General features: G+C 74.8%; 25 protein-coding genes. 21 read left to right on the top strand and 4 right to left on the bottom strand.

Features of this window, described 5'->3' with window-relative positions; all coding sequences use genetic code 11:
* The first annotated feature begins 1 nt into the window (after position 1).
* The 4 genes from CUD01_RS02465 to CUD01_RS02450 all read left to right on the top strand — a co-directional run bounded on the left by CUD01_RS02465 (position 2) and on the right by CUD01_RS02450 (position 4,849).
* Positions 2 to 1,525: a YifB family Mg chelatase-like AAA ATPase gene (locus CUD01_RS02465; RefSeq protein WP_141318451.1), complete on the top strand. Its 1,524-nt coding sequence runs from the start codon at positions 2 to 4 to the stop codon at positions 1,523 to 1,525.
* Entirely contained in the window at positions 1,522 to 2,736 is a 1,215-nt protein-coding gene (gene dprA, locus CUD01_RS02460; protein ID WP_141318449.1) for a DNA-processing protein DprA, read from the top strand. The genes CUD01_RS02465 and dprA overlap by 4 nt, the downstream gene beginning before the upstream one ends.
* A gap of 148 nt (positions 2,737 to 2,884) precedes the next feature.
* Positions 2,885 to 3,805 carry a tyrosine recombinase XerC gene (locus tag CUD01_RS02455; protein ID WP_141318447.1) on the top strand — a complete coding sequence of 307 codons (921 nt, stop codon included), beginning with the start codon at positions 2,885 to 2,887 and terminating at the stop codon, positions 3,803 to 3,805.
* A 15-nt stretch (positions 3,806 to 3,820) separates the two neighbouring features.
* Positions 3,821 to 4,849 (top strand): FliA/WhiG family RNA polymerase sigma factor, encoded by a 1,029-nt coding sequence (locus tag CUD01_RS02450; protein WP_208405417.1) that lies wholly within the window; start codon positions 3,821 to 3,823, stop codon positions 4,847 to 4,849.
* A gap of 35 nt (positions 4,850 to 4,884) precedes the next feature.
* On the opposite strand, the gene CUD01_RS02445 is transcribed toward CUD01_RS02450, so the two are convergent.
* Positions 4,885 to 5,475: a M23 family metallopeptidase gene (locus tag CUD01_RS02445; RefSeq protein WP_141318445.1), complete on the bottom strand. Its 591-nt coding sequence runs from the start codon at positions 5,473 to 5,475 to the stop codon at positions 4,885 to 4,887.
* Positions 5,476 to 5,898: 423 nt separating this feature from the next.
* Here CUD01_RS02445 and rpsB point away from each other — a divergent pair, with 423 nt between their 5' ends.
* The 8 genes from rpsB (at position 5,899) to dxr (ending at position 12,947) form a co-directional block, all read left to right on the top strand.
* Positions 5,899 to 6,837 (top strand): 30S ribosomal protein S2, encoded by a 939-nt coding sequence (gene rpsB, locus CUD01_RS02440; RefSeq protein ID WP_141318443.1) that lies wholly within the window; start codon positions 5,899 to 5,901, stop codon positions 6,835 to 6,837.
* Positions 6,838 to 6,886: 49 nt separating this feature from the next.
* On the top strand, positions 6,887 to 7,732 hold the full coding sequence (gene tsf, locus CUD01_RS02435; RefSeq protein WP_094179739.1) for a translation elongation factor Ts: 846 nt from the start codon (positions 6,887 to 6,889) through the stop codon (positions 7,730 to 7,732).
* 80 nt (positions 7,733 to 7,812) lie between these two features.
* The gene (pyrH, locus tag CUD01_RS02430; RefSeq protein WP_094179740.1) at positions 7,813 to 8,556 is read left to right on the top strand and encodes a UMP kinase; all 744 of its coding nucleotides are present in this window, start codon (positions 7,813 to 7,815) and stop codon (positions 8,554 to 8,556) included.
* A gap of 64 nt (positions 8,557 to 8,620) precedes the next feature.
* Positions 8,621 to 9,178, top strand: a complete 558-nt coding sequence (gene frr, locus CUD01_RS02425; protein WP_141318441.1) for a ribosome recycling factor — start codon at positions 8,621 to 8,623, stop codon at positions 9,176 to 9,178.
* Positions 9,178 to 10,026 carry a phosphatidate cytidylyltransferase gene (locus CUD01_RS16720; protein WP_141318439.1) on the top strand — a complete coding sequence of 283 codons (849 nt, stop codon included), beginning with the start codon at positions 9,178 to 9,180 and terminating at the stop codon, positions 10,024 to 10,026. Before frr ends, CUD01_RS16720 begins: the two co-directional genes overlap by 1 nt.
* 29 nt (positions 10,027 to 10,055) lie before the next feature.
* Positions 10,056 to 11,183 (top strand): dual-specificity RNA methyltransferase RlmN, encoded by a 1,128-nt coding sequence (gene rlmN, locus CUD01_RS02415; protein WP_141318437.1) that lies wholly within the window; start codon positions 10,056 to 10,058, stop codon positions 11,181 to 11,183.
* Entirely contained in the window at positions 11,180 to 11,734 is a 555-nt protein-coding gene (locus tag CUD01_RS02410; protein WP_141318435.1) for a DivIVA domain-containing protein, read from the top strand. The genes rlmN and CUD01_RS02410 overlap by 4 nt, the downstream gene beginning before the upstream one ends.
* A gap of 43 nt (positions 11,735 to 11,777) precedes the next feature.
* Positions 11,778 to 12,947 (top strand): 1-deoxy-D-xylulose-5-phosphate reductoisomerase, encoded by a 1,170-nt coding sequence (dxr, locus tag CUD01_RS02405; protein ID WP_141318433.1) that lies wholly within the window; start codon positions 11,778 to 11,780, stop codon positions 12,945 to 12,947.
* Positions 12,948 to 13,001: 54 nt separating this feature from the next.
* On the opposite strand, the gene CUD01_RS02400 is transcribed toward dxr, so the two are convergent.
* A complete protein-coding gene (locus tag CUD01_RS02400; RefSeq protein ID WP_141318431.1) occupies positions 13,002 to 14,177 on the bottom strand; it encodes an NAD(P)/FAD-dependent oxidoreductase in 1,176 nt (391 codons plus the stop codon).
* Between the two features lie 135 nt (positions 14,178 to 14,312).
* Between CUD01_RS02400 and CUD01_RS02395 the strand changes: the two genes are divergently transcribed.
* The 4 genes from CUD01_RS02395 to CUD01_RS02380 all read left to right on the top strand — a co-directional run bounded on the left by CUD01_RS02395 (position 14,313) and on the right by CUD01_RS02380 (position 18,078).
* The gene (locus CUD01_RS02395) at positions 14,313 to 15,632 is read left to right on the top strand and encodes a M50 family metallopeptidase (RefSeq protein ID WP_141318429.1); all 1,320 of its coding nucleotides are present in this window, start codon (positions 14,313 to 14,315) and stop codon (positions 15,630 to 15,632) included.
* 25 nt (positions 15,633 to 15,657) lie between these two features.
* Positions 15,658 to 15,885: an iron chaperone gene (locus CUD01_RS02390; protein WP_141318427.1), complete on the top strand. Its 228-nt coding sequence runs from the start codon at positions 15,658 to 15,660 to the stop codon at positions 15,883 to 15,885.
* 100 nt (positions 15,886 to 15,985) lie between these two features.
* Positions 15,986 to 17,143, top strand: coding sequence for a flavodoxin-dependent (E)-4-hydroxy-3-methylbut-2-enyl-diphosphate synthase (ispG, locus tag CUD01_RS02385; protein WP_141318425.1), 1,158 nt, complete (start codon positions 15,986 to 15,988; stop codon positions 17,141 to 17,143).
* Positions 17,144 to 17,178: 35 nt separating this feature from the next.
* Positions 17,179 to 18,078 (top strand): GNAT family N-acetyltransferase, encoded by a 900-nt coding sequence (locus tag CUD01_RS02380; protein ID WP_141318423.1) that lies wholly within the window; start codon positions 17,179 to 17,181, stop codon positions 18,076 to 18,078.
* Between the two features lie 27 nt (positions 18,079 to 18,105).
* On the opposite strand, the gene CUD01_RS02375 is transcribed toward CUD01_RS02380, so the two are convergent.
* A complete protein-coding gene (locus CUD01_RS02375; protein ID WP_141318421.1) occupies positions 18,106 to 18,996 on the bottom strand; it encodes an Fpg/Nei family DNA glycosylase in 891 nt (296 codons plus the stop codon).
* Positions 18,997 to 19,066: 70 nt separating this feature from the next.
* Between CUD01_RS02375 and CUD01_RS02370 the strand changes: the two genes are divergently transcribed.
* The gene (locus CUD01_RS02370; RefSeq protein WP_141318419.1) at positions 19,067 to 20,860 is read left to right on the top strand and encodes a proline--tRNA ligase; all 1,794 of its coding nucleotides are present in this window, start codon (positions 19,067 to 19,069) and stop codon (positions 20,858 to 20,860) included.
* Between the two features lie 53 nt (positions 20,861 to 20,913).
* Here CUD01_RS02370 and CUD01_RS02365 read toward each other — a convergent pair whose 3' ends face one another.
* Complete coding sequence (locus CUD01_RS02365) at positions 20,914 to 21,969, bottom strand: DUF4439 domain-containing protein (protein WP_166772110.1); 1,056 nt, start codon at positions 21,967 to 21,969, stop codon at positions 20,914 to 20,916.
* Positions 21,970 to 22,093: 124 nt separating this feature from the next.
* Here CUD01_RS02365 and rimP point away from each other — a divergent pair, with 124 nt between their 5' ends.
* The 4 genes from rimP to CUD01_RS02340 form a co-directional block, all read left to right on the top strand.
* Positions 22,094 to 22,654: a ribosome maturation factor RimP gene (gene rimP / locus CUD01_RS02360; RefSeq protein WP_141318415.1), complete on the top strand. Its 561-nt coding sequence runs from the start codon at positions 22,094 to 22,096 to the stop codon at positions 22,652 to 22,654.
* Complete coding sequence (gene nusA, locus CUD01_RS02355; RefSeq protein ID WP_141318413.1) at positions 22,654 to 23,703, top strand: transcription termination factor NusA; 1,050 nt, start codon at positions 22,654 to 22,656, stop codon at positions 23,701 to 23,703. The genes rimP and nusA overlap by 1 nt, the downstream gene beginning before the upstream one ends.
* Positions 23,700 to 24,179 carry a YlxR family protein gene (locus CUD01_RS02350; RefSeq protein ID WP_141318411.1) on the top strand — a complete coding sequence of 160 codons (480 nt, stop codon included), beginning with the start codon at positions 23,700 to 23,702 and terminating at the stop codon, positions 24,177 to 24,179. Before nusA ends, CUD01_RS02350 begins: the two co-directional genes overlap by 4 nt.
* A gap of 92 nt (positions 24,180 to 24,271) precedes the next feature.
* Positions 24,272 to 24,526 (top strand): translation initiation factor IF-2 N-terminal domain-containing protein (locus tag CUD01_RS02340; protein ID WP_141318409.1); only part of this gene is annotated, 255 nt, incomplete at its 3' end.

Here is a 24,526-nt window from a genome sequence, read left to right as displayed (position 1 = left end):
CGTGGCGCTGGGCGGCACGCTGTGCGTCGCGCTCGTCGGCATGGTCGGGCACGTCGTCGAGGTCGAGGCGCACCTCGCGGCGGCGCTGCCGGCGTTCACGCTCGTCGGGCTGCCGGACACGTCCCTCGCGGAGTCGCGGGACCGCGTCCGCGCGGCAGTCGCGTCCACCGGGCTCACGTGGCCCAACCGGCGGGTGACCGTGAACCTCTCGCCCGCGACCCTGCCGAAGTCGGGCTCGGGCTTCGACCTCGCGATCGCGGTCGCGGCGCTCGCGGGGGCGGGGGTCGTGGACCCGGAGCGCGTGCGCGGCGTCGTGCACCTGGGCGAGCTCGGCCTCGACGGGCGGCTGCGTCCCGTGCGCGGCGTGCTGCCCGCCGTCGTCGCAGCCGTGGCGGCGGGGCGTCCGCGCGTCGTCGTGCCCGAGGCGAGCGTCGCGGAGGCGGCGCTCGTTCCCGGTGCGCAGGTGCGCGGGGCGCGCACGCTCGCGCACGTGCTGGCCGCGCACGGGGCGGCCGTCGAGGTGCCCGAGGTCGCGCCGGCGGCGGCAGAGCCGGTGGTGGCCGCGCCGGGCGTGGTCGTCCCGGACCTCGTGGACGTCGTCGGGCAGGACGAGGCACGGCTGTGCCTCGAGGTCGCGGCCGCGGGCGGGCACCACCTGCTCATGGTCGGCCCGCCGGGCACGGGCAAGACGATGCTCGCGGCTCGCCTGCCGGGCCTGCTGCCCGACCTCACCGAGGACGAGGCTGTCGAGGTCACCGCGATCCACTCCGTCGCGGGGACCTTCGACGCGGGCGACGGGCTGCTGCGCCGCCCGCCCTACGAGGACCCGCACCACACCGCGACGCCCGCGAGCGTGATCGGCGGTGGCTCCGGCATCCCGCGTCCCGGCGCGGCGTCGCGCGCGCACCTGGGCGTGCTGTTCCTGGACGAGGCGCCGGAGTTCACGACCGCCGTGCTGCAGACCCTGCGCCAGCCGCTCGAGCACGGTGAGCTCGTGCTGCACCGTGCGCAGGGGGCGGCACGCTACCCCGCGCGGTTCCAGCTGGTCCTCGCGGCCAACCCGTGCCCGTGCGGCATGGCGGTCGGCAAGGGTCTCGCGTGCACGTGCCGCCCGGAGCAGCGCCGCCGCTACCTCGCCAAGCTGTCCGGACCCCTCCTCGACCGGGTCGACCTGCAGGTCGAGCTGCAGCCGTCACGTGCGACGGACGCGACCGGCGAGCCGACCCGTGTCGTCGCGCGTCGCGTGGCCGAGGCGCGCGCGGCGCAGGCCGAGCGGTTCGCCGGGCTGCCGTGGCGCACGTGCGCGCAGGCACCCGGCTCCTGGCTGCGCGAGCGGCTCGGGCCGGACCGCTCGCTCGTCGCGGACCTCGACCGGGCGGTCGACCGCGGGACGCTGAGCCGGCGCGGCGCCGACCGCGTGCTGCGGGTCGCCTGGACCGTCGCCGACCTCGCGGGACGCGCGGCGCCCGACCGGTCGGACGTGGGCCGCGCGCTCGCGCTGCGGACCCGGGGGAGGGGCGCATGACCGCCGAGGGCGGCCTCACGGGCCGGACGACGACGGGCCCCGTGGGCACGGACGGTCGGGGCGTCGGCGACGAGGAGCGATGGGCGCGCGCGGCGTGGAGCGCGCTGGCCGAGCCGGGCGACGAGGTCGCGGGTGCGCTTCTCGCGCAGCTGGGCGCGGCGGAGGCGTGGCGCTGGGTCGTCGCGAACGCGGGCGGACGCACCGCGCTGCCGCAGTCGGCCTCGCCGCGGGCCGCTGCCCGCCTGAGCCGCGCGGTGGCGCGGTGGGGCCCACGGGCCCGGCGGCTGGGGGTGGAGGGCTGGTCTCCTGGTGGACCGCCGCCGACGCGAGCGGCCGCGCGGGTCGTGGTGCCGGGTGACCCGGACTGGCCGTCCGGCCTCGACGCGCTCGGGGCCGGCGCTCCGAGCTGCCTGTGGGTGCGCGGTGAGCTGGGAGCGGCGGCAGTCGTCGCCCTCGTCGGTGCGCGCGCGGCCACGGCGTACGGCGAGGGGGTGGCGGTCGACCTCGCCGTGGGGCTGGCGCGGGCCGGCCGCGTGGTCGTCTCGGGCGGGGCGTACGGGATCGACGCGGCCGCGCACCGCGGCGCGCTCGCGGCCGGCGGTCGCACGGTCGTCGTCGTCGCGGGCGGCGTGGACCGCGCGTACCCCGCGGGCAACGCGCGCCTCGTGGAGGAGGCCGTGGCGAGCGGCGGCGCGGTCGTCGGCGAGGTGCCGCCGGGCAGCCTGCCGACCCGCAGCCGGTTCCTGCAGCGCAACCGCCTGATCGCGGCGCTCGGGTCGGCCACGGTCGTGGTCGAGGCGGCGTGGCGGTCCGGTGCGCTGTCGACCGCGCACCACGCGCTGCGCATCGGCCGCCCGGTCGGTGCCGTGCCGGGTCCGGTCACCTCGATGGCGTCGGCCGGGTGCCACCGGCTCCTGCGCGACGGGGCGGCGGTCTGCGTCACCGACGCCGCCGAGGTGCTCGAGCTCGCCGGCGCGATCGGCACGGACGCGGCCCCCGAGCGCGAGGGGCCGGCGCGTGCGCTCGACGGTGTCGATCCGCTCGCGCGACGGGTGCACGACGCGCTCGGGACCCGCGCGCCCCGGCCCGCCGAGACGGTTGCCCGAGCGGCTGGCGTCTCGTCCGCCGATGCGATCGCGGCGCTCGGTCTGCTCGAGCTCGCGGGCCTCGCGAGGAACGAGGGCGGAGGCTGGACGGCGAGTCCGGTGTGATCTGCGTTACGCAGCGGGTGAAACGCGTCACCGGTCTGCGCAGAATGTCCGGTCCAATTCGGACAATCGGGAAACAAATACGCGGCGTTAGTCCGCACGGGTGAATTCGAGGCTTGTTCCCGGGTCGTAAAGCCGTCACCGTATTCGCATGAACGTGGCCGAGATCACCGCCCAGGCGCCTGCTCGTGCGCGCCTGCTCGCGGACTTCTCGACCTATCTGGGCACGGTGCGCGGGTTGTCCCCCCACACCGTGCGCGCCTACGTCGGGGACGTCGACGCGCTGCTCGGCTACGCCGCCCGCCACGGCGCGGCCGAGCTGACCGACGTCGACCTCGCGACGCTGCGCGCCTGGCTCGCCTCGATGGCCGCCGACCAGCGCAGCCGTGCGACGCTCGCCCGTCGCGGCGCGAGCGCCCGCACGTTCTTCGCGTGGGCCACGCGCACCGGTCGCGTCGCGGCCGACCCGGCGCTGCGGCTCGCGTCGCCGCGCACCGCGGCCACGCTGCCGGCGGTGCTCACGCAGGACGGCGCCCGCGAGGCACTCGACGCGCTCGCGGCGCTGGCGGACGACACCGAGCCCCTGAGCGTGCGGGACTGGGCGATGCTCGAGCTCCTGTACGCCACCGGCGCGCGGGTCGCTGAGCTGTGCGGCGCGGACGTCGCCGACGTGGACCTCGCGCAGCGCACCGTGCGGGTCACGGGCAAGGGTGACAAGCAGCGCGTCGTGCCGTTCGGCGTCCCCGCGGCCCGCGCGCTCGACGCGTGGCTGCGAGTGCGCGGACAGGTCGCCACCACCGGCGACGCGCTGTTCGTCGGCGCGCGCGGCGGTCGCGTCGACCAGCGTCAGGTCCGCACCGTCGTGCACCGCGCGACGAGCGTGACGGGCGTCGACCTCGCCCCCCACGGCATGCGCCACTCCGCGGCGACCCACCTCCTGGAAGGAGGGTCGGACCTGCGCAGCGTGCAGGAGATCCTCGGCCACTCCAGCCTCTCGACCACCCAGCGTTACACCCACGTCTCCGCCGAGCGCCTCCGCTCGGCCTACGCGCAGGCACACCCCCGGGCCTGAGGACGGACAGCCACCATGACGATCCACCTGGACGCGCCCGCAGCGGTGCGTGCCGTCGCTCGTGACGACGCGGCCCCCGTCGGGACGATCCCGCAGCAGCGCGGGGTGTTCGCGGTCGAGCTCGACGACGCCGTCGAGCTCGACACGCTCGTGCCCGACGCCGCGCTCGTCGACGCCGAGCAGGCCGGTGCGGACCTCGCCGACGAGGTCGTCACCGCCGAGCTCGTCGACCTCGCCGACGTCATCGCGCTGCCCGAGGTCCCGACGCAGCGTGGCGTGCAGCCCGCGGACGTCACGGACGTGTGGACCGCGTACAAGAGCACGGGGGAGCGCGCGCACCGCGACGCCCTGATCCTGCACTACGCGTCGCTCGTGTCCGCGGTCGCGGGTCGCGTGGGGATGCGCCTGCCCGCGACGGTCGAGCAGGCGGACCTGGTCTCCTACGGCATGTTCGGCCTGATCGACGCGATCGAGAAGTACCAGCTCGACCGGTCGGTGAAGTTCGAGTCGTACGCGTCCTCGCGCATCCGCGGCGCGATCATCGACGAGCTGCGGGCGATGGACTGGGTCCCGCGCTCGGTGCGGACCAAGGCGCGCTCGATCGACCGCGCCCAGGCCGAGCTCGAGGCCACGCTGCACCGCGCCCCCACCGAGGCGGAGCTCGCGGCGCACCTGCAGGTGCCGGTGGGCGAGCTGCGTCAGGTGTGCTCCCAGCTCGCGACGTCGAACCTCGCGGCCCTCGACGAGCTGCTCGGCGGCGAGGACCGCACCGGTGGCGTCTCGCTCGGCGACACGCTGTGCGACGACCGGATCGACGACCCGGCGGGCACGCTCGCCGACGCGGAGACGGCTCACCTGCTGGCGCGCTCGATCGAGCAGCTCGGGGAGCGTGAGCGCATCGTCGTCGTCCTGTACTACTACGAGGGCATGACGCTCGCGGAGATCGGCCGGGTGCTCGGCGTGACCGAGTCGCGCATCTCCCAGATGCACACCGCCGCGATGACGCGGCTGCGTACGCGGCTCACGGACGCCGAGCGCGGCTGAGGCGGTGCCCGCGTCCCGCACTGGCGGACGGCGGGTCACCCGGGCAGCAGCACGACCGGGCCCAGGCCCCGCACGAGCGTGAGCGGGTCGAGGTAGCGGTCGGGAGCCGACCGCACCCCCCAGTGCACGCACGTCGTCGGCGCACAGTGACCGGCCGCGGCGTCGACCGTGCCGACCGGGGAGCCGCGTGCGACGCGCGCGCCGACGGCCGTGCTCGTCGTGACCGGCTCGAGGCTCGTGGTGAGGCCGTCGTCGTGGCGGATCGTGACCACGGGCCGGCCCGCGACGCGGCCCGCGAACGCGACGACGCCCGACTGGGGTGCGACGACGACCGCCCCGACCGCCGTCGCGAGGTCCACGCCACGGTGCCCCGCCGCCCACGGCTGCGGCGGCGCCTCGAGACCGCGCACCACGCGGGCACCGGGGAGGGGCAGCACGTAGCCCCCCGCGCCCTCGTCCTGCGATGACGCGTCCTGCGCCGACCCGGGCGCGACGACGAGCGCGGCGGACGGCGCGGCCAGCGTGACCGCCGCGAGGACGAGGACGGCAGCACCCGCTCGCGACGCCCGCGCGCGGCGCACCCCGCGCCTCGGGGCGGTCGTCGTCGGCGTGCACTGGTCGCTCATGCGGACACCGTGCTGCACGGACCGGTGCCGCAGAGCCGACCGTGGTGCGCGCTGGGGAGGAGGCGCTCTCGCCGCGGGGCTGGGGTCGGGTCGTGGTGACCACGGGTGGTCGGGTCCGTCCGGTCGGGGTCGGGCCCGCGGTGGGCTAGACTTGCCGCGCGACCGGTGAGAGCCGGTCGACTTCGCGCGCCATCATCCTGGTCGCGACCGTCCGGCGGTACGTCCGCCGAGCCGGTCCCGCACCGCGAGGCGTGCCCGCACAGGTCCGTGGACGCCGGTTCGCCGGTGGTCGCGGTGCGGGCCGTCGTGGCGCCAGGGGCACCGGCGACCGCCGGGGCCGACAAACCGCAACGCGGGGCTCATCCAGGTGTGCCCCGCCCGACGTGCGTGCCGCCGCTGCGGCCCGCCACGGAAGGAAGTGCCATGGCCGTCGTGACCATGCGCCAGCTGCTCGAGAGCGGTGTCCACTTCGGGCACCAGACCCGCCGCTGGAACCCCAAGATGAAGCGCTTCATCTTCACCGAGCGCAACGGCATCTACATCGTCGACCTGCAGCAGTCGCTCACCTACATCGACCGCGCCTACGACTTCGTGTCGCAGACCGTCGCGCACGGTGGGTCGATCCTGTTCGTCGGCACCAAGAAGCAGGCGCAGGAGCCGGTCGCCGAGCAGGCCGCCCGCGTCGGCATGCCCTACGTCAACCAGCGCTGGCTGGGCGGCATGCTCACCAACTTCTCGACCATCCACAAGCGGCTGCAGCGCCTCAAGGAGCTCGAGCAGATCGACTTCGACGACGTCGCGGCCTCGGGCCTGACGAAGAAGGAGCTGCTCGTCCTGCGCCGCGAGAAGGACAAGCTCGCGAAGACGCTCGGCGGCATCCGCGACATGGCCAAGGTCCCGTCGGCCGTGTGGATCGTCGACACGAACAAGGAGCACCTCGCCGTCGACGAGGCGCGCAAGCTGGGCATCCCGGTGGTCGCGATCCTCGACACCAACTGCGACCCCGACGTCGTCGACTACCCGATCCCGGGCAACGACGACGCGATCCGCGCCGTGCAGCTGCTCACCCGTGTGATCGCGGACGCGGTCGCCGACGGCCTCATGAAGCGTCACTCCGGCAAGGCGTCCGCCGAGGGCGGCGCCGAGGCCGAGGCCGAGCCGCTCGCCGAGTGGGAGCGCGAGCTGCTCGCGGGCGCCGAGGCCGACCTCGCCGCCGCGCCGGCCGCCGAGGCCGCTGCGGAGGCTCCGGCCGCCGAGGCCCCCGCTGCCGAGGCCCCCGCCGCCGAGGCGCCCGCCGCCGACGCCCCGGCTGCCGAGGCGCCCGCCGCCGACGAGCCGGCCGCGCCGGCCGACGAGGCCTGAGCACCCGCTCGTCCGCATCCCGCTCCATCGACAAGAACGGACACCACTGATGGCGAACTACTCGCTCCAGGACATCAAGGACCTGCGCGAGAAGACCGGCGCCGGCATGCTCGACGTCAAGAAGGCGCTCGAGGAGGCCGAGGGCGACTCCGCCAAGGCGCTCGAGATCATCCGCGTGAAGGGCCTCAAGGGCGTCGGCAAGCGTGAGGGCCGCTCGGCGTCGGACGGTCTCGTCGCGGCGCACGTCGGCCCGACGGCCGACGGCGAGGGCCAGTCCGGCGTGCTCGTCGAGGTCAACTCGGAGACGGACTTCGTCGCGAAGAGCGAGTCGTTCATCTCGCTGGCCGAGCGCGTGCTCGCGGCCGCGGTGGCCACGGGCGCTCGTGACGCGGACGCGCTGACCTCGTCCGAGTACGAGGGCACCACGGTGCAGAACATCGTCGACGAGACGGCCGCCACCCTCGGCGAGCGGATCGTCGTGCGCCGCCTGGCCCACGTGGCCGGCGAGCACGTCGAGGTGTACCTGCACAAGGTCAACAAGGACCTGCCCCCGCAGGTCGGCGTCCTCGTGGCGACCGACGCGGCGGGCGCCTCGGTGGCGCGCGACATCGCGACGCACATCGCGGCGTACTCGCCGGCCTTCCTCACGCGTGACGAGGTCCCGGCCGAGACGGTCGAGAACGAGCGCAAGATCGCCGAGGAGACCGCGCGCAACGAGGGCAAGCCCGAGGCCGCGCTGCCGAAGATCGTCGAGGGCCGTCTGACCGGGTACTTCAAGGAGACCGTGCTGGTCGACCAGCCGTTCGCCAAGGACCCGAAGAAGTCGGTCGGCCAGGTGCTGGCGGAGGCCGGCGGCTCGGTGACGGCGTTCGTGCGGTACCGCGTGGGTGCCTGACCTGCACACCTGATCGGTGGCCCCGGCCCACGGCCGGGGCCACCGTCATAGCACCATCCCGACCGCACGCAGGAGGCGCAGTGACCCCGGACCCCACCACCGACGACACGAGCGCCGCCCCGCGGCGGGTGCTCCTCAAGCTCTCGGGCGAGACGTTCGGCGGCGGGGCGGTCGGCCTCGCGGTCGACGTGATCCGGCGCATCGCCGAGGAGATCGCGGTTGCGGTCCGGGCGGGCGTGCAGGTCGCGATCGTCGTCGGCGGTGGCAACTTCTTCCGCGGCGCCGAGCTCGCGCAGAACGGCATGGACCGTGCGCGTGCGGACTACATGGGCATGCTCGGCACGGTGATGAACTGCCTGGCGCTCCAGGACCTCCTCGAGCAGGCCGGCGTCAGCACCCGCGTGCAGACCGCCATCACGATGGGCCAGGTCGCCGAGCCCTACATCCCGCTGCGCGCGATCCGGCACCTCGAGAAGGGCCGCGTCGTGATCTTCGGCGCGGGCGCCGGCATGCCGTACTTCTCGACCGACACCGTCTGCGTGCAGCGCGCCCTCGAGACGCACTGCCAGGAGGTGCTCATGGGCAAGAACGGCGTCGACGCGGTCTACACCGCGGACCCGCGCAAGGACCCGGACGCCCGGCGTCTCGAGCACCTGAGCTACACCGACGCGATCGTGGGCGACCTCGGGGTCATGGACCAGACCGCCCTGTCGATGGCCCGCGACAACGACATGCAGATGCAGGTCTTCGGCCTGGAGGGCGCGGGCAACGTCACCCGCGTCCTGCGAGGTGAGAAGATCGGCACGACGGTGACCGTCGGCTGAGGCCACGGTCCTCCCACAGCGCAGTCCCACCCACGCCCAGCACGACCGACACCTAGGAGCACCGGTGATCGACGAGACTCTCTTCGAGGCCGAGGAGAAGATGGACAAGGCCGTCGAGGTCGCCAAGGACGACTTCGCGACCATCCGGACCGGTCGTGCGAACGCGGCGATGTTCTCGAAGATCTTCGTCGACTACTACGGCGCGCCCACGCCGCTGCAGCAGCTCGCGTCGTTCAACGTGACCGAGGCGCGCACGATCCTCGTCTCGCCGTTCGACAAGTCGTCGACGGCGGCGGTCGAGAAGGCCCTGCGGGACTCGGACCTGGGCGTGAACCCGACGAACGACGGCAACGTGATCCGGGTGGTCCTGCCCGCGCTCACGGAGGAGCGTCGCCGCGACTTCGTGAAGCTCGCGAAGCACAAGGCCGAGGACGCGCGCATCTCGGTGCGCTCGGTGCGCCGCCGCGCCAAGGAGGAGCTGGACCGCATCGTCAAGGACGGCGAGGCCGGCGAGGACGAGGTCACGCGTGCGGAGAAGGAGCTCGAGGCGCTCACCAAGCGGCACGTCGAGCTCATCGACCACCTGCTCGCCGCCAAGGAGAGCGAGCTCCTCGAGGTCTGATGACGCAGCTCGCAGCCCCCCGCTCGACGAAGCCGGGTCGCGACCTCCCGGTCGCGATCACGGTGGGCGTCGGCCTCCTCGTCGTCGTCGTCGCGTCCTTGTTCATCCGCAAGGAGGCGTTCGTCGTCCTCGCGGTGCTCGTGGTCTGCGCGGGGCTGTGGGAGCTCGCGCAGGCGTTCGCGCGGCGCGCGATCCACCTGCCGCTGCTGCCGCTGCTCGTCGGCTCGGTCGGCATCCTCGTCTCGGCGTACACGGCGGGTTCCGAGGCGCTGTTCGTGTCGTTCATGCTGACCGTGGGCGGCGTCATGGTGTGGCGCGTGCTCGACGGCAGCGGGTCGCGCGCGCTGCGCGACATCATCGGCGGCGCGTTCGCGGCCGCGTACCTGCCGTTCCTGGCGGGCTTCGTGATGCTCATGCTCGCGGAGAGCGACGGGCCCGCGCGCGTCATGGTGTTCATCCTGCTCGTCGTCGCGAGCGACACGGGTGGGTTCGCGGTCGGCGTGCTGCTCGGGCGGCACCCGCTCGCACCGTCGGTCAGCCCGAAGAAGTCCTGGGAGGGCCTCGCGGGCTCGCTCGTCCTCGCGTGCGTCGTGGGGGTCGTGAGCATCCAGGTCGCCTTCGAGGGCGAGCCGCTGGTCGGCGTGTTCCTGGGGCTGTCGACCGTGGTGTCGGCGACGCTCGGCGACCTCGCCGAGTCGATGCTCAAGCGCGACCTCGAGCTCAAGGACATGGGCCGCCTCGTCCCGGGTCACGGCGGTGTCCTCGACCGCCTCGACTCGCTCCTGCTGACGGCGCCCGCCGTCTACCTCATCCTCACGCTGCTCCAGCCGCCTCCCGTGCTGTTCTGAGCACCGCCCTCTCGTCCCGGAGTACCACCGTGCCTGCCACCCCCGTCCGTCTGGATCTCTCGTCGCCCGTGCGCGGTCCGCGCGGCAAGCCGCCGCGCCACTTCGTCGACCTGACGCCCGACGAGCGCGTCGCAGCGGTCACGGCCCTCGGCGAGAAGCCGTTCCGCGCCAAGCAGCTCGCGACCCACTACTTCACGCACCTGACGGCCGACGCGGACGCGATGACGGACCTGCCCGCGGCGAGCCGCGAGAAGCTGGTCGAGGACCTGTTCCCGCCGCTCCTGACGAAGGCGCGCACGCAGACGGCCGACGGCGGCACCACGGTCAAGACGCTGTGGCACCTGTTCGACCACGCGAAGGTCGAGTCGGTGCTGATGCGCTACTCGAACCGCACCACCCTGTGCATCTCGAGCCAGGCGGGCTGCGGGCTGGCGTGCGCGTTCTGCGCGACGGGCCAGATGGGCCTGACGCGCAACCTGTCGACCGCCGAGATCGTCGAGCAGGTCCGCGAGGCGGCGCGCTCGCTGCAGGCGGGTGAGGTCCCCGGCGGCCCGACGCGGCTGTCGAACGTGGTGTTCATGGGCATGGGGGAGCCCCTCGCGAACTACAAGGCGATCATGGCGACCGTCCGGACGTTGGTCGCGCCCGCCCCCGAGGGCCTGGGCCTGTCGGCGCGCAACGTGACGGTCTCGACGGTGGGCATGGTCCCGGCGATGCGCAAGCTCGCGGACGAGGGCATCCCGGTGACGCTCGCGCTCTCGCTGCACGCTCCGGACGACGAGCTGCGCAGCGAGCTGGTGCCGGTCAACACGCGCTGGGACGTCGACGAGGCGCTGGACGCCGCGCGGCACTACTTCGACGTCACGGGCCGCCGCGTGTCGATCGAGTACGCGCTGATCCGCGACGTGAACGACCACGCGTGGCGTGCCGACCTGCTCGGCGAGAAGCTCAACGCGCGCGGCAAGGGCTGGGTGCACTGCAACCCCATCCCGCTCAACCCGGTGCCGAACTCGAGGTGGACGGCGAGCGATCCTCGGGTGGAGCAGGAGTTCGTGGCACGCTTGCGTGCGCACGGGATCCCGACGACCATCCGGGACACCCGAGGCAGCGACATCGACGGTGCGTGCGGCCAGCTCGCCGCGGAGGAGGACGAGTGAGCGACGGGATGTTCCGGACCGTGTCGCGGCTGCGCTCGGGGTACGACCCGGACGCGGTCGACGAGTTCTTCGACCACGCGCGGCAGCTGTACGAGCAGGGTCCGGGCACCGCGCTGTCGGCGAAGGACGTGCGCCGCGTCGGGTTCGAGATGGTGCGCGGCGGGTACGCGACCGCGGCGGTCGACGCGGCGCTCGACCGGTTGGAGTCGGCGTTCGTCGCGCGCGCGCGCGCCGAGCACGTCGCGCAGCACGGTCAGCAGGCGTGGATGGCCCAGCTCGGTGAGCAGGCGCGCACGCTCTACGGCCGGCTCGGCCGTCCGGACGGTGATCGGTTCGCGCCGCCCGAGGGCCGCGAGCAGGGGTACGAGCCCGCGGACGTCGACGAGCTGTGCCACCGCCTGGTGGCGTACTTCGACCGCGGGGTCCCGCTGACGTCGGGCGAGGTGCGCTCGGCGACGTTCCGGCGCCGCAAGGGCCGTGACGCGTACGGCGAGCCGGCGGTCGACGCGTTCATGGCGCGTGCGGTCGAGGTCCTGCTCGGCGTCGAGTGACGCACGACGGACGCCGGCCGGCCAGGACCGCGAGGAGGCTCGCATGACCACGACCGTGTGCCTGCTCGGGTCGACGGGCTCGATCGGGACGCAGGCGCTGGACGTCGTGGCCCGTCACCGGGACCGGTTCGAGGTCGTGGGCCTCGCCGCGGGCGGCGGCGATCCCGCGGCGCTCGCAGCGCAGGCGGCACGGTTCGACGTCCGCGTCGTCGCGGTCGCCGACGAGGCGCGGGTCCCGGCGGTGCGCGAGGCGCTCGCGGGGGCGGGCGTGCCCGGCGTGGAGGTCCTCGCGGGCTCCGCCGCGGCCGAGGAGCTCGCGGGTGCCGGCGCGGACGTCGTCCTCAACGGCATCACCGGCTCGGTGGGGTTGCGCCCGACGCTCGCGGCGCTGCGCGCGGGGAGCACGCTCGCGCTCGCCAACAAGGAGTCCCTGGTGGTGGGGGGCGCGCTCGTGCACGCCGCGACCGTGCGGCCCGACCAGGTCGTGCCGGTGGACTCGGAGCACTCGGCGATCGCGCAGGCGCTGCGCTCCGGCCGGCGCGTCGAGGTGGCCCGTCTGGTGCTCACGGCGTCGGGCGGGCCGTTCCGCGGCTGGACGGCTGACGACGTCAAGGTCGTGACGCCGCAGCAGGCGCTCGCGCACCCGACGTGGGCGATGGGCCCGGTCGTGACGATCAACTCCGCGACCCTCATGAACAAGGGCCTCGAGCTCATCGAGGCGCACCTGCTGTTCGACGTCCCGGCCGACCGGATCGACGTGGTCGTGCACCCGCAGTCCGTCGTGCACTCGATGGTGCAGTTCGTCGACGGCTCGACGATCGCGCAGGCGTCACCGCCGGACATGCGCCTGCCCATCGCGCTGGGGCTGTCGTGGCCGGACCGGCTCGACGACGTGGCGGCGGCGTGCGACTGGACGAGCCCCACGGCGTGGACGTTCGAGCCGCTCGACGAGGAGCTGTTCGGCGCGGTCCGGCTCGCGCGGCACGCCGTGGCCGCGTCCGCGACGCACCCGGCCGTCTACAACGCGGCGAACGAGCAGTGCGTGGCGGCGTTCCTGGCGGGCCGCATCGGGTTCCTCGACATCGTGTCGACGGTGGAGCGCGTGGTCGACGAGCACGACGGGACGCGGGCGGCGGACCTCACGCTCGACGTCGTGCTGGAGGCGGAGCGCTGGGCGCGCGCCCGCGCCGACGAGATCCTCGCGCGGGTCTGACCCACGGGCCTGACCCACGAGCCTGACCCACCGGCAGCACCGTGGGTGCGGGCCTCAGCCGCGCCGCACCCACGGCGCGCGCGTGAGCGCGGACTGCGTGCCGGTGACCAGCTCGGCGAGCGTCCTGCCGGCGACGTTGGCCGCCGCCGGCCCGGTGCCGCCGCTGCGCGCCCACGCGTGCTCGGCCTGCAGCCCGACCGACGGCAGCGCGCCCGGCGCGGCGAGCGGACGCTGCCACGCGTGCGTGACGGGGGCGTCGGCGAGCACGGGCAGCAGCGCGACGAGCGCGGCGTGCAGCGCGTCCGCCGACCGCGCCGCGGCGCCGACCGCACGGGTGCCGCGCCGGGCGGCGGGGGCGCACCCGGCGACGAGCCGCCCCGCGGGCTCGCGCACGACGCGCAGCCCGTCGCAGTGCGCGAGCACCTCGCCGCGCGCGAGACCGACCGCCGCCCACGTCGCCTCCGGCAGGGGAGCGGTCGCGAGCGTCGCGGCGCCCCGGCTCGCACCGGACGGGCGGGTGTCGACGATCCTCGCGGCGCGGACGGTCCCGTGGGTCGTGACCGCCGCGCCGGCGCTCACGCGCGCCACGGCCGTGGCGTCGACCACGCGCGCCCCGCGCGCCAGCAGCGCGTCGCGCAGCCCCCGCGCGAGCGCGCCGGGGTCGAGCCGCGCGGCCTCGGGCGACCACGTCCCACCCACGGCACCCTCGACGCCGACGTGGTCGGCGAGCGCGGCGGCGTCCAGGACGTGCGTCTCGTCGCCCCAGCGTGTCGCCGCGGTCGCCTGCCGCGCGAGCCGCGCGAGCGCCTCGTCGTCCCCGGCGACGACGAGCTCGCCCCCGAACCGGAAGCCGCACTCGACCTCCTCGACGGCCGCGACCCCGCCGACCTCGACGACCGCGTCGCGCAGCACGGCACGGGCGTCGTGCGCGGCGGCGTCGCCGTACCGCTGGGCGATGCCGTCGGCGTCGAGCCCGACGCGCGCAGAGCACGCGCCGATCCCGCGCTCGTCCTGACCGGTCGTCCCGCGCTCGACGAGCAGCACGTCGAGCGCCGGGTCGGCCTCGAGCAGGTAGTACGCGGCCCACAGACCGGTCAGGCCGGCGCCCACGACGAGCACGTCGCACGTGGTGTCGCCGTCGAGCGCGGGCCGGGGCGTGGCCGCCTCGTCGACCCACGGCGCGGGGTCGTCGGCGGCGTCGGTCGGGCGCAGCAGGGCACGCAGGTCCATCCGCTGATGCTCGCCCGGCGGCCGCGCGCGGACAACTCGCCACGCAGGAGCGCAGGGCGTCACGTGCGCACAGCGTCTCGGGGGATGATGGGGCGACCCGCACCCGTCCCGGTGCCGGGCGTCGAGGAGGCTGGTGTGGCGTACCTGTTGGGCGTGCTGATCGCGCTCGTCGTGCTGCTCGGATCGATCGCGCTGCACGAGGTGGGGCACATGGTGCCCGCGAAGCGCTTCGGTGTGCGCGTGAGCCACTACTTCGTCGGGTTCGGGCCCACGCTCTGGTCCCGCACGCGCGGCGAGACCGAGTACGGGGTGAAGGCGATCCCGCTGGGCGGATTCGTGCGGCTCGTCGGGATGTACGCGCCCGCGGACGCCGTCGGCAACCCGCCCGCTCGCACGTGGATGGGACGGCTCGCGGCGGACGCCCGCGACGCGAGCGCCGCGGAGATCCTGCCGGGGGAGGACCACCGCGCGTTCTACCGCCTGTCGACGCCCAAGAAGCTCGTGGTGATGCTCGGCGGGCCCGTGATGAACCTGCTCATCGCGTTCGTCCTGCTCGCGATCGTGCTCATGGGCTTCGGCGTCCCGGTGACGTCCACGACGCTCGACTCGGTGTCGCAGTGCGTGATCCCGCCGGGCGACGACGCGGACCGCGCGTGCGCGGACTCGGACCAGGCGGCGCCGGGCGCGGCCGCGGGGCTGCGCCCGGGCGACACGGTCCTGAGCTGGGGCGGCACCCCGGTCTCGTCGTGGGACGAGCTCTCGACGCTCATCCGCGCGACCGGTGCCGAGCCCACGGACGTCGTCGTCGAGCGGGACGGTGCGCAGGTCGACCTCAGCGTCACGCCCGTGGTCGCGCAGCGGCCGGCGTACGACGAGGACGGTGCGCCCGTGCACGACGAGGACGGCACGCTCGTCACGGTGCCGGTGGGCTTCGTCGGCGTGTCACCCACCGTGCAGTACCGCTCGGCGACGCTCGGCGAGGTCCCGGGCGAGGTCGCGGACCGCACGTGGCAGACCGTGTCGGTCGTGGCGACGCTGCCGGCGCGCGTGGTCGACCTGGTGCAGACGACGTTCGGCGACGGCGAGCGCGGCTCCGACTCGATCGTCGGGATCGTCGGCGTGGGACGGCTCGCGGGCGAGGTGGCCTCCGTGCAGGGCGAGGGCATCGACTGGGGGCTGCGGCTGGCGATGCTGCTCGAGATGCTCGCGGCGCTGAACATCGCGCTGTTCGTGTTCAACCTCATCCCGTTGCCGCCGCTCGACGGCGGGCACGTCGCGGCCGCGCTGTGGGAGGGCGGCAAGCGCCAGGTCGCGCGGCTGCGCAGGTTGCCGCGGCCGGGGCCGTTCGACTCGGCGAAGCTCGTCCCGCTCGCGTACTCGGTGTTCGTGGTGCTCGGGGCGATGGGGCTGCTGCTCGTGTACGCGGACATCGTCGACCCCGTGACGATCACCTGACGCGCGCGACGGCGTCGGGTACGGGATGCCCGCGCTCGTGCTGGACGGCAGGCCGCTGCTGGCGGTGGTGGTGGCGAAGGCGCACATCGGGCTCTACCCGTTCAGCCCGGCGGCGCTCGACACCGTCCGGGACGACCTCGCGGGCTTCTCGTCGTCCAAGGGGACGTTGCGCTTCTCGGCGCAACGGCCCGTGCCGGACGACGTCCTCGACCGGCTCGTGCGCGCCCGCGTCGCGGAGATCCGGTCCCGCTGACCCGCACCGACCCGCCGGTCGTGTGGTGATCGCGTGCGGGTACCCGGTGCACGCGCGCCCGCACGCCGACACCTCGCCGCGCAGGTGGGATGATGGGCGCGTGAGCGTACCGATCTCCCTGGGCATGCCCGAGGCCCCCGCGCCCGTGCTGGCGCCGCGACGTCCCACCCGCAAGATCCGGGTCGGCAAGGTCGAGGTCGGCGGTGACGCGCCGGTGAGCGTGCAGTCGATGACGACCACGCCGACGACCGACGTCAACGCGACGCTGCAGCAGATCGCCGAGCTGACGGCCGCGGGGTGCGACATCGTGCGCGTCGCCGTGCCGAGCCAGGACGACGCCGACGCGCTGCCCGCGATCGCGCGCAAGTCGCAGATCCCGGTGATCGCGGACATCCACTTCCAGCCGAAGTACGTGTTCGCCGCGATCGAGGCCGGGTGCGCCGCGGTCCGCGTGAACCCGGGCAACATCCGCAAGTTCGACGACCAGGTCGGCGCGATCGCACGTGCCGCCGCGGACGCGGGCGTGAGCCTGCGCATCGGCGTCAACGCCGGCTCGCTCGACCCGCGCCTGCTCGCGAAGTACGGCAAGGCGACGCCCGAGGCGCTCGTCGAGTCCGCCGTGTGGGAGGCGTCGCTGTTCGAGGAGCACGACTTCCACGACTTCAAGATCTCGGTCAAGCACAACGACCCGGTCGTCATGGTGCGCGCCTACGAGCTGCTCTCGGAGCGGGGCGACTGGCCGCTGCACCTCGGCGTCACCGAGGCCGGCCCCGCGTTCCAGGGGACGATCAAGTCCGCGACCGCGTTCGGCGCGCTGCTGAGCAAGGGCATCGGCGACACGATCCGCGTCTCGCTGTCCGCGCCGCCGGTCGAGGAGGTCAAGGTCGGGATCCAGATCCTGCAGTCGCTCAACCTGCGGCCCCGCAAGCTGGAGATCGTCTCGTGCCCGTCCTGCGGGCGCGCGCAGGTCGACGTGTACTCGCTCGCCGAGCGGGTGACCGCCGGCCTGGAAGGTCTCGAGGTGCCGCTGCGGGTCGCCGTCATGGGGTGCGTCGTCAACGGGCCCGGCGAGGCGCGCGAGGCGGACCTGGGTGTCGCGTCGGGCAACGGCAAGGGCCAGATCTTCGTCAAGGGCGAGGTCGTCAAGACCGTCCCCGAGTCGCAGATCGTCGAGACCCTCATCGAGGAGGCCATGCGCATCGCCGAGACGATGGAGCCGAGCGAGGAGGGCACGAGCCCGGTCGTCACCGTCGGCTGACGGCGCATCCCGGGGGCGTGAGGCACAATCGGCTCATGGGCCCGCGGCGTGCGATGTTGCTCGACCGCCGGCCCGGGGCACGAGTCCTGGACGACGTCGACCTCGGGGCGGCGCTCGAGGTGTGCGCGCTCGACCCCGTCGGCTCGGTGCTGGCGACGGCCCGGATCGAGGCGGCGCGGTCCGCCCGGCTGGGCGGGGCCGGCGGCGCGCTGTGGGGCTACCACCACGGGGGCGCGCTGGTCGCGGTGTGCTGGGCGGGCGCGAACATGGTGCCCGTGGTGCCCGTCGAGGACCCCGCGGTCGTGTCCGACGCACTCGACGCGTTCGCGACGAGCGCGGCCCGACAGGGTCGGCGCTGCTCGTCGATCGTCGGGCCCGCTCCCGCCGTCCTGGGGCTGTGGAACCGCCTGCGCGCGGTGTGGCCCGGCGTGCGCGAGGTCCGGCCCGACCAGCCGTCCATGGTGATCGACACCGCGCCCTCGGTGTCGGCCGACCCGCAGGTCCGCCTGTCCCGCCCCGACGAGTTCGACCTCGTGCTCCCGGCGTGCATCGCGATGTTCACCGAGGAGGTCGGGTACTCGCCCGCGAGCGGCCCGCGCGGACCGTACGAGACGCGCGTGCGCACGCTCATCGACCAGGGACGGTCGTTCGTGCGTATGGAGCCGGGGTCGGACGGGGCGCCGCGCGTCACGTTCAAGGCCGAGCTCGGGGCCGTCGCCGGCGGGGTCGCCCAGGTCCAGGGCGTGTGGGGGGAGCCCGAGCGGCGCGGTGTGCGGCTCTCGGAGCACGGGATGGCGGCCGTCGTCGAGGCGACGCGCGACCACGTCGCCCCGGTGGTCTCGTTGTACGTCAACGACTACAACGCCCGCGCCATCGCGGCGTACACGGCGGTGGGCTTCCGCCAGGTCGGCTCGTACGCGACGGTGCTGTTCTAGCCGGTCCCCGCCCGCGCCGCGCGTGGCTCAGCGCAGCAGCCGGGACAGGCGCCGGTCGGCCAGCGGCTTGCCGCCGGTCTGGCACGTCGGGCAGTACTGCAGCGACGAGTCGGCGAACGACACCTCGTGCACGGTGTCACCGCACGGCACACCGTCCCAGCCCGGGCACGCCTCGCCCGTGCGTCCGTGCACCCGCATGCCGCGTCGTTTGGCGTCCTTGAGCTCGGCCGCGGGCTTGCCCGAGGCCTCGGCGACGGCCTGCGCGAGCACCTCCCGCACGGCCGCGTAGATCACGTCGGCCTGCTCGTCGGACAGCTTGCCGGTGAGCGCGAACGGTGACGTGCGCGCCGCGTGCAGGATCTCGTCGGAGTACGCGTTGCCGATGCCCGCGATCGTGCCCTGGTCGCGCAGGAGGCCCTTGACCTGCTGGTTGCGCGCGGCGAGCAGCGCGCCGAACCGTTCGCGCGTGAACTCCGGCGAGAGCGGCTCGACGCCCAGCGACGCGATCTGCGGCACGTCGGCGGGGTCCTCGACCACGTGCACCGCGAGCCGCCTGCGCGTGCCCTGCTCGGTCAGGTCGAACCCCGAGCCGTCGTCGAGGCGCACGCGCAGCGCGAGCGGCGAGCGCCCCGGCCGCACGGGCGTCGTCGCGAGCTTCTCCGACCAGCGCACCCACCCCGCGCGCGACAGGTGCCACACCAGGTGCAGCGGCTCGCCGGTCGAGGTCGCGACGAGCAGGTCCAGCCACTTGCCGTGCCGGCCCGCGTCGACGACCGTCCCGCCGACGAGCGCGTCGGGCGGCGGGCGGAACGTCTTGAGCGCGGCGATGTCGCCGACGCCGATCTGCGTCACGGTGCGGCCGACGGTGCGCTCGCGCAGGAACGCGGCGAGCGCCTCGACCTCGGGAAGCTCGGGCACGGGTCCATCGTGGCCCACGTCGGGGCGGAGCGTGCCGGGGAACGCGCGCGGGGCAACTAGGCTTCCGCTCATGCTCCTGCGTCTGTCCACGCTGTTCGTCCGCACGCTGCGCGAGGACCCGGCCGACGCCGAGGTCGCGAGCCACAAGCTCCTCGTGCGCGCGGGGTACATCCGCCGCGCCGCCCCCGGCATCTACACCTGGCTTCCGCTCGGCCTGCGCGTGCTCGCCAAGGTCGAGGCGGTCGTGCGCGAGGAGATGTCGGCCGCCGGCGCGCAGGAGGTGCACTTCCCGGCGCTGCTGCCGCGAGAGCCGTACGAGGCGACCGGTCGCTGGACGGAGTACGGGCCGAACATCTTCCGGCTCAAGGACCGCAAGGGCAACGACTACCTGCTCGCGCCCACGCACGAGGAGATGTTCACGCTCCTGGTCAAGGACCTGTACTCGTCGTACAAGGACCTGCCGCTGTCGATCTACCAGATCCAGACGAAGTACCGCGACGAGGCGCGCCCGCGCGCGGGCCTCATCCGCGGCCGCGAGTTCGTCATGAAGGACGCGTACTCGTTCGACGTCGACGACGCGGGCCTCGAGGCGTCCTACGAGGCGCAGCGCCTGGCGTACCAGCGGATCTTCGACCGGCTCGGGCTCGAGTACGTGATCGTCGCGGCGACGTCCGGCGCGATGGGCGGCTCGCGCTCCGAGGAGTTCCTCACGCCGACGGCGATCGGCGAGGACACGTTCGTGCGCTCGCCCGGCGGGTACGCCGCGAACGTCGAGGCGGTCACCACCGTCGTGCCCGAGGCGCTGCCGTTCGACGACGCGCCCGCGGCGCACGTCGAGGACACGCCGGACACCCCGACGATCGACACGCTCGTCGCGCTCGCGAACGAGCGCTTCGCGCGCCCCGACCGGGCCTGGACGGCCGCGGACACGCTCAAGAACGTGGTGCTCGCGCTCGTGCACCCGGACGGTGCGCGGGAGCTCGTCGTCGTGGGCCTGCCCGGCGACCGGGAGGTCGACCTCAAGCGGCTCGAGGCGGCGGTCGCCCCGGCCGAGGTCGAGGCGGCGGGCGACGCGGACTTCGCGGCTCACCCCGAGCTCGTGCGCGGGTACATCGGCCCCGCCGTGCTCGGGCCCAACGCGGACGGTCGCGCGGCCGACGACCCCGAGCGCACCGCGGTGCGCTACCTGCTCGACCCGCGCGTCGTCGCCGGCACGCGCTGGATCACCGGCGCGAACGAGCCCGGCCGGCACGTGTTCGACCTCGTCGCGGGCCGCGACTTCACGGCCGACGGCACGGTCGAGGCCGCCGAGGTCCGCGCGGGCGACCCCGCGCCCGACGGCTCGGGCCCGCTCGAGCTCGCGCGCGGCATCGAGATCGGCCACATCTTCCAGCTCGGCCGCAAGTACGCCGCCGCGCTCGGCCTGACCGTGCTCGACCAGAACGGCAAGGCGCAGGTCGTCACGATGGGCTCCTACGGCATCGGTGTGACGCGCGTCCTCGCGGCGCTCGCCGAGGCCAACCACGACGACAAGGGCCTCGCGTGGCCCGCGCACGTCGCGCCCGCGCACGTGCACCTCGTCGCGACCGGCAAGGACCAGGCCGTGTTCGACGCCGCCGACGAGCTCGCGCGCGAGCTCGAGGCGCGCGGCGTCGAGGTCCTGTACGACGACCGCCCGAAGGTCTCGCCCGGCGTGAAGTTCGCCGACGCCGAGCTGTTCGGCGTGCCGCTCGTCGTCGTCGTGGGCCGGGGTCTGGCCGACGGTGTCGTCGAGGTGCGCTCGCGCGCCGGGGGCGACAGCGAGAACGTGCCGGTCGCCGACGCGGTCGAGGTCGTCGCCGGTCGGGTCGCCGCTCTGCTCTGACGCGAGCGCCGGGGCCCAGGACGTCGCTGCGGGCTCAGGACATCGCTGCGGCCTCAGGACGTCGCTGCGGGATCCGGGGTCGCTGCGGGTGTCGGGTCCGTCTGCTCGGGGAGGCCGGGGAACGCCTGCACGGGCGCGCCGGCCGCGCGTGCGCGCTCCACGGCGACCCGGAGCTCGTCGAGGTAGGGCTCCCGCGCGCCGGCGGGGACCTGCGCGAGCGCGGCCGCGGCGGCCTGCCCGATCCCGGCGTGCACGCCCCGCACGAGCGCGGCCAGCGCGGCGGGCTCGTCCAGGTCGGCGGGCAGGGCGTACTGCGCGAGCCGTGTCTCGTCGGGCGTGCCCGATATCCCGGCGGCGCCAGCCCACTGCTCGGCGCGCGTCCGCTGCGCGCGCGCCTGCGCGAGGACCGTCGGGCGGGCGTCCTTCGCGCCGCGCGCGGCGACGACCTCGAGCGCGAAGCCCGCCTCGTCGTGCGCGCGGGCGAGCGGGCCGCCGACGACGGGCGGGACCTCGGCGGGCACGACGAGCTCGTCGGGTACCCCGGGGGCGGGGGAGTCCTCGCCGAGCGCGATCGCGAGCCGCAGCGCGAGGTCCCCGCGCGCGACGGCGACGGACCCGACGACGCGCGCGAGCGGACCGTCGTCGGAGGTGCTCGCGTCGGTCCGGGCGGTGGCGGTCGTCGTGCCCAGGAGCGCGAGCACGTCCTGCGCGGTCGTCGTGGCGGTCGTCGGGCTCGGCGTGGGGCTCGGCCCGCTGTCCGCGTCGACGATCCCGGACTCGTACTTGCCGCCCAGGGCGGCCGCGTGCCGCGTGCTCACGTCCGCGACCTGCGCGAGCAGGGGCGCGACGGCCTGGTCCGTCGTCACGGCGAGCGCGCCGTCCGCCGCGGCCTCGAGCGCGAGCGCGTCGGCGACCGTGCGGCCGCGGACCTGCTCGACCGCGTCCGGCGACGGCTCGACGGGCGGGGGCGTCTCGAGCCGGATCCCGCACCCGCTCAGCGCGAGCACAGCGAGCACGGCGAGGGTGGCGAGCGGGTGCCGGCGCGCCCGGACGCGCGTGATCCTCGCCACGCGGGAGGTGGACGGGACGGGCGGGATCGCGGTGCTCATCGCGGGCGATCCTGCCACGCGGACCCCCGGCGGCCGGGTACCGGCCGTCGCGTGCCCGCGACAGTCGTTACCCTGGGTGCCACAACTCGAGGGCCCCGGCCCCGTGCACACGAAGGAGGCGGTCATGGTCGCAGCCGCATCCGCAGCCGGATCCACGCAGCGGGTCAGGCAGGTGCTCGACCCCGTGGTCGCCGCCTCCGGTCTCGTGCTCGAGGACGTGCGCGTGCGCCGCTCGGGCGGCCGGCAGGTCGTCGAGGTCCTCGTGGGCCCGGACGAGCACGACGAGCGGGACGTCGACCTGGACCGTGTCGCCGAGGTGACGCGCGCCGTGTCCGACGCGCTCGACGCGTCCGACCCGGTCGCCGGCGAGTACACGCTCGAGGTCGGCTCGCGCGGCGCGGACAGCCCGCTGACCGCCCGCCGGCACTTCGTGCACGCGGTGGGCCGCTCGGTCCGGGTGCGACGCCGGGACGGCGAGGTCCTGACGGGTCGGCTCACCGACGTCCAGGACGACGACGCGCTCGTCGTCGTCCCCGTCACCCCCGGGCTGAAGGGGCGGCCGCCGCGCATCGGCGCCCCGCTGACGATCGCGCTCGACGACGTCGCGGACGCGCGCGTCGAGGTGGACCTGTCGGGGCTCGGCCCCGACGACGACGGCGCGGACGACGCCGGACGGGAGAGCTGATGGACATCGACATGCAGGCCCTGCGCAGCCTCGAGCGGGAGCGGGAGATCAGCCTCGACGTGCTGGTCGCCGCGATCGAGCAGGCGCTGCTCTCCGCCTACCACCGCACGCCGGGCGCGCACCAGCGCGCCCGCGTCGAGGTGGACCGCCGCACGGGTCACGTCACGGTGTGGGCGCGCGAGGCCGCGCAGGTCGACGACGACGGGCACGTCCTGGCCGAGATGCCGGAGTTCGACGACACGCCCTCGGGGTTCGGCCGCATCGCGACCGCCACTGCGCGCCAGGTCATCGTGCAGCGCCTGCGCGACGCCGAGGACGACCAGGTGCTCGGGACGTTCCGCGGCAAGGAGGGCGAGGTCCTCGGCGGTGTCATCCAGCAGGGCCCCGACCCGCGGGTCGTGCTCGTGGACGTCGGCGGGACCGAGGCCGTCCTGCCCGCGCACGAGCAGGTCGCGTCCGAGACGTACGTGCACGGCGAGCGCATCCGCGGCTACGTGCTCGAGGTCGCGCGCGGGACGCGCGGTCCGCAGGTCACGCTGTCACGCACGCACCCCAACCTCGTGCGCAAGCTGTTCGAGCTCGAGGTCCCCGAGGTCGCGGACGGCACGGTCGAGATCACGGCGCTCGCGCGCGAGGCCGGGCACCGCACCAAGATGGCGGTCCGGGCCACCGTGCCGGGCGTCAACGCCAAGGGTGCGTGCATCGGTCCGATGGGCGGCCGCGTGCGCGCGGTGATGGCCGAGCTGCGCGGCGAGAAGATCGACATCGTCGACCACAGCGACGACCCGGCGGAGATGGTCGCGCACGCGCTGTCGCCCGCGCGGGTGATCTCGGTCACGGTCGTCGACCCCGACGCGCGGGCCGCACGGGTCGTCGTGCCGGACTACCAGCTGTCGCTCGCGATCGGCAAGGAGGGCCAGAACGCGCGTCTGGCCGCCAAGCTCACCGGCTGGCGCATCGACATCCGCTCGGACGCCGAGGGTGACGAGACCGGTGCCGCGCCGGCCGCGGACCGCGCCGCCGCGCGCAACCCGGACGACGCGGGGTGACCCGCGGGGGTAGACTCACCGTGGCTGGGCCGGACGCCCGGCAGTCCCCGCACGCCGACGCGACCGTCGGCACGCAGTCCGTTGCCTCCTCAGCACGCCGAGACGTCCGTCTCACGAGGAAGGTCGCGGGTGCGCCGGTCCGCACGTGCGTGGGGTGCCGAGCCACCGGCCTCAGGTCCGCCCTGCTGAGGGTGGTCGCCGTCCCGGACGGCGCGGGTCGACCCGCGCTCGTCGTGGACGTCGCCCGCCGGATGCCGGGCCGGGGTGCCTGGCTGCACCTCGATCCTGGATGCCTCGAGCTCGCGACGCGCCGACGCGCGTTCGGCAGGGCCCTGCGACTGCAGGCCGTGCCGGACGTGGCTGCGGTGCGGGAGCACCTCGAGCACCAGCTCACGGCGTCGGGAGCACCGACGTCGACCGTCGATGAAGGAAGCGGGTTGGAAGCCGATGGCGACCCGATGAGCACGCACCGATGAGTGCCTCGCGATGAGCACCCAGCAGATGCGCACGCGCACCCAGCACTAACGACGGTCCGACCCTGTCTCGGGCGGACCGAGACAGGAGAGAAGTGGCCAAGCTTCGCGTCTACGAGCTCGCGAAGGAGCTCGGGGTCGACAGCAAGACCATCATGACGAAGCTCACCGAGATGGGTGAGTTCGTCCGCTCGGCGTCCTCGACGATCGAGCCGCCGGTCGTGCGCAAGCTGCGCGACACGTACCCCGCTGCCGGCGGTGGCGCCGCGCAGCCCGCGGCGCGCCCCGCGCCGTCCCGACCCGCCGCGCCGGCACGTCCGGCCGCTGCGGCACCCGCCGCCCCCGCTCCG

The sequence above is a fragment of the Cellulomonas uda genome (assembly GCF_006538705.1).
Classification (GTDB): Bacteria; Actinomycetota; Actinomycetes; order Actinomycetales; family Cellulomonadaceae; genus Cellulomonas; species Cellulomonas uda.
Note: the sequence above shows the minus strand (reverse complement) of the source record. Positions and strands in the feature narration are given on the sequence as shown.

Coding starts and splice junctions, on each gene's coding strand:
- dprA (WP_141318449.1), top strand. CDS start 1,522: ATGACCGCCGAGGGCGGCCTCACGGGCCGGACGACGACGGGCCCCGTG.
- CUD01_RS02455 (WP_141318447.1), top strand. CDS start 2,885: ATGAACGTGGCCGAGATCACCGCCCAGGCGCCTGCTCGTGCGCGCCTG.
- CUD01_RS02450 (WP_208405417.1), top strand. CDS start 3,821: ATGACGATCCACCTGGACGCGCCCGCAGCGGTGCGTGCCGTCGCTCGT.
- CUD01_RS02445 (WP_141318445.1), bottom strand. CDS start 5,475: ATGAGCGACCAGTGCACGCCGACGACGACCGCCCCGAGGCGCGGGGTG.
- rpsB (WP_141318443.1), top strand. CDS start 5,899: ATGGCCGTCGTGACCATGCGCCAGCTGCTCGAGAGCGGTGTCCACTTC.
- tsf (WP_094179739.1), top strand. CDS start 6,887: ATGGCGAACTACTCGCTCCAGGACATCAAGGACCTGCGCGAGAAGACC.
- CUD01_RS16720 (WP_141318439.1), top strand. CDS start 9,178: ATGACGCAGCTCGCAGCCCCCCGCTCGACGAAGCCGGGTCGCGACCTC.
- dxr (WP_141318433.1), top strand. CDS start 11,778: ATGACCACGACCGTGTGCCTGCTCGGGTCGACGGGCTCGATCGGGACG.
- CUD01_RS02400 (WP_141318431.1), bottom strand. CDS start 14,177: ATGGACCTGCGTGCCCTGCTGCGCCCGACCGACGCCGCCGACGACCCC.
- CUD01_RS02390 (WP_141318427.1), top strand. CDS start 15,658: ATGCCCGCGCTCGTGCTGGACGGCAGGCCGCTGCTGGCGGTGGTGGTG.
- CUD01_RS02380 (WP_141318423.1), top strand. CDS start 17,179: ATGGGCCCGCGGCGTGCGATGTTGCTCGACCGCCGGCCCGGGGCACGA.
- CUD01_RS02370 (WP_141318419.1), top strand. CDS start 19,067: ATGCTCCTGCGTCTGTCCACGCTGTTCGTCCGCACGCTGCGCGAGGAC.
- CUD01_RS02365 (WP_166772110.1), bottom strand. CDS start 21,969: ATGAGCACCGCGATCCCGCCCGTCCCGTCCACCTCCCGCGTGGCGAGG.
- rimP (WP_141318415.1), top strand. CDS start 22,094: ATGGTCGCAGCCGCATCCGCAGCCGGATCCACGCAGCGGGTCAGGCAG.
- nusA (WP_141318413.1), top strand. CDS start 22,654: ATGGACATCGACATGCAGGCCCTGCGCAGCCTCGAGCGGGAGCGGGAG.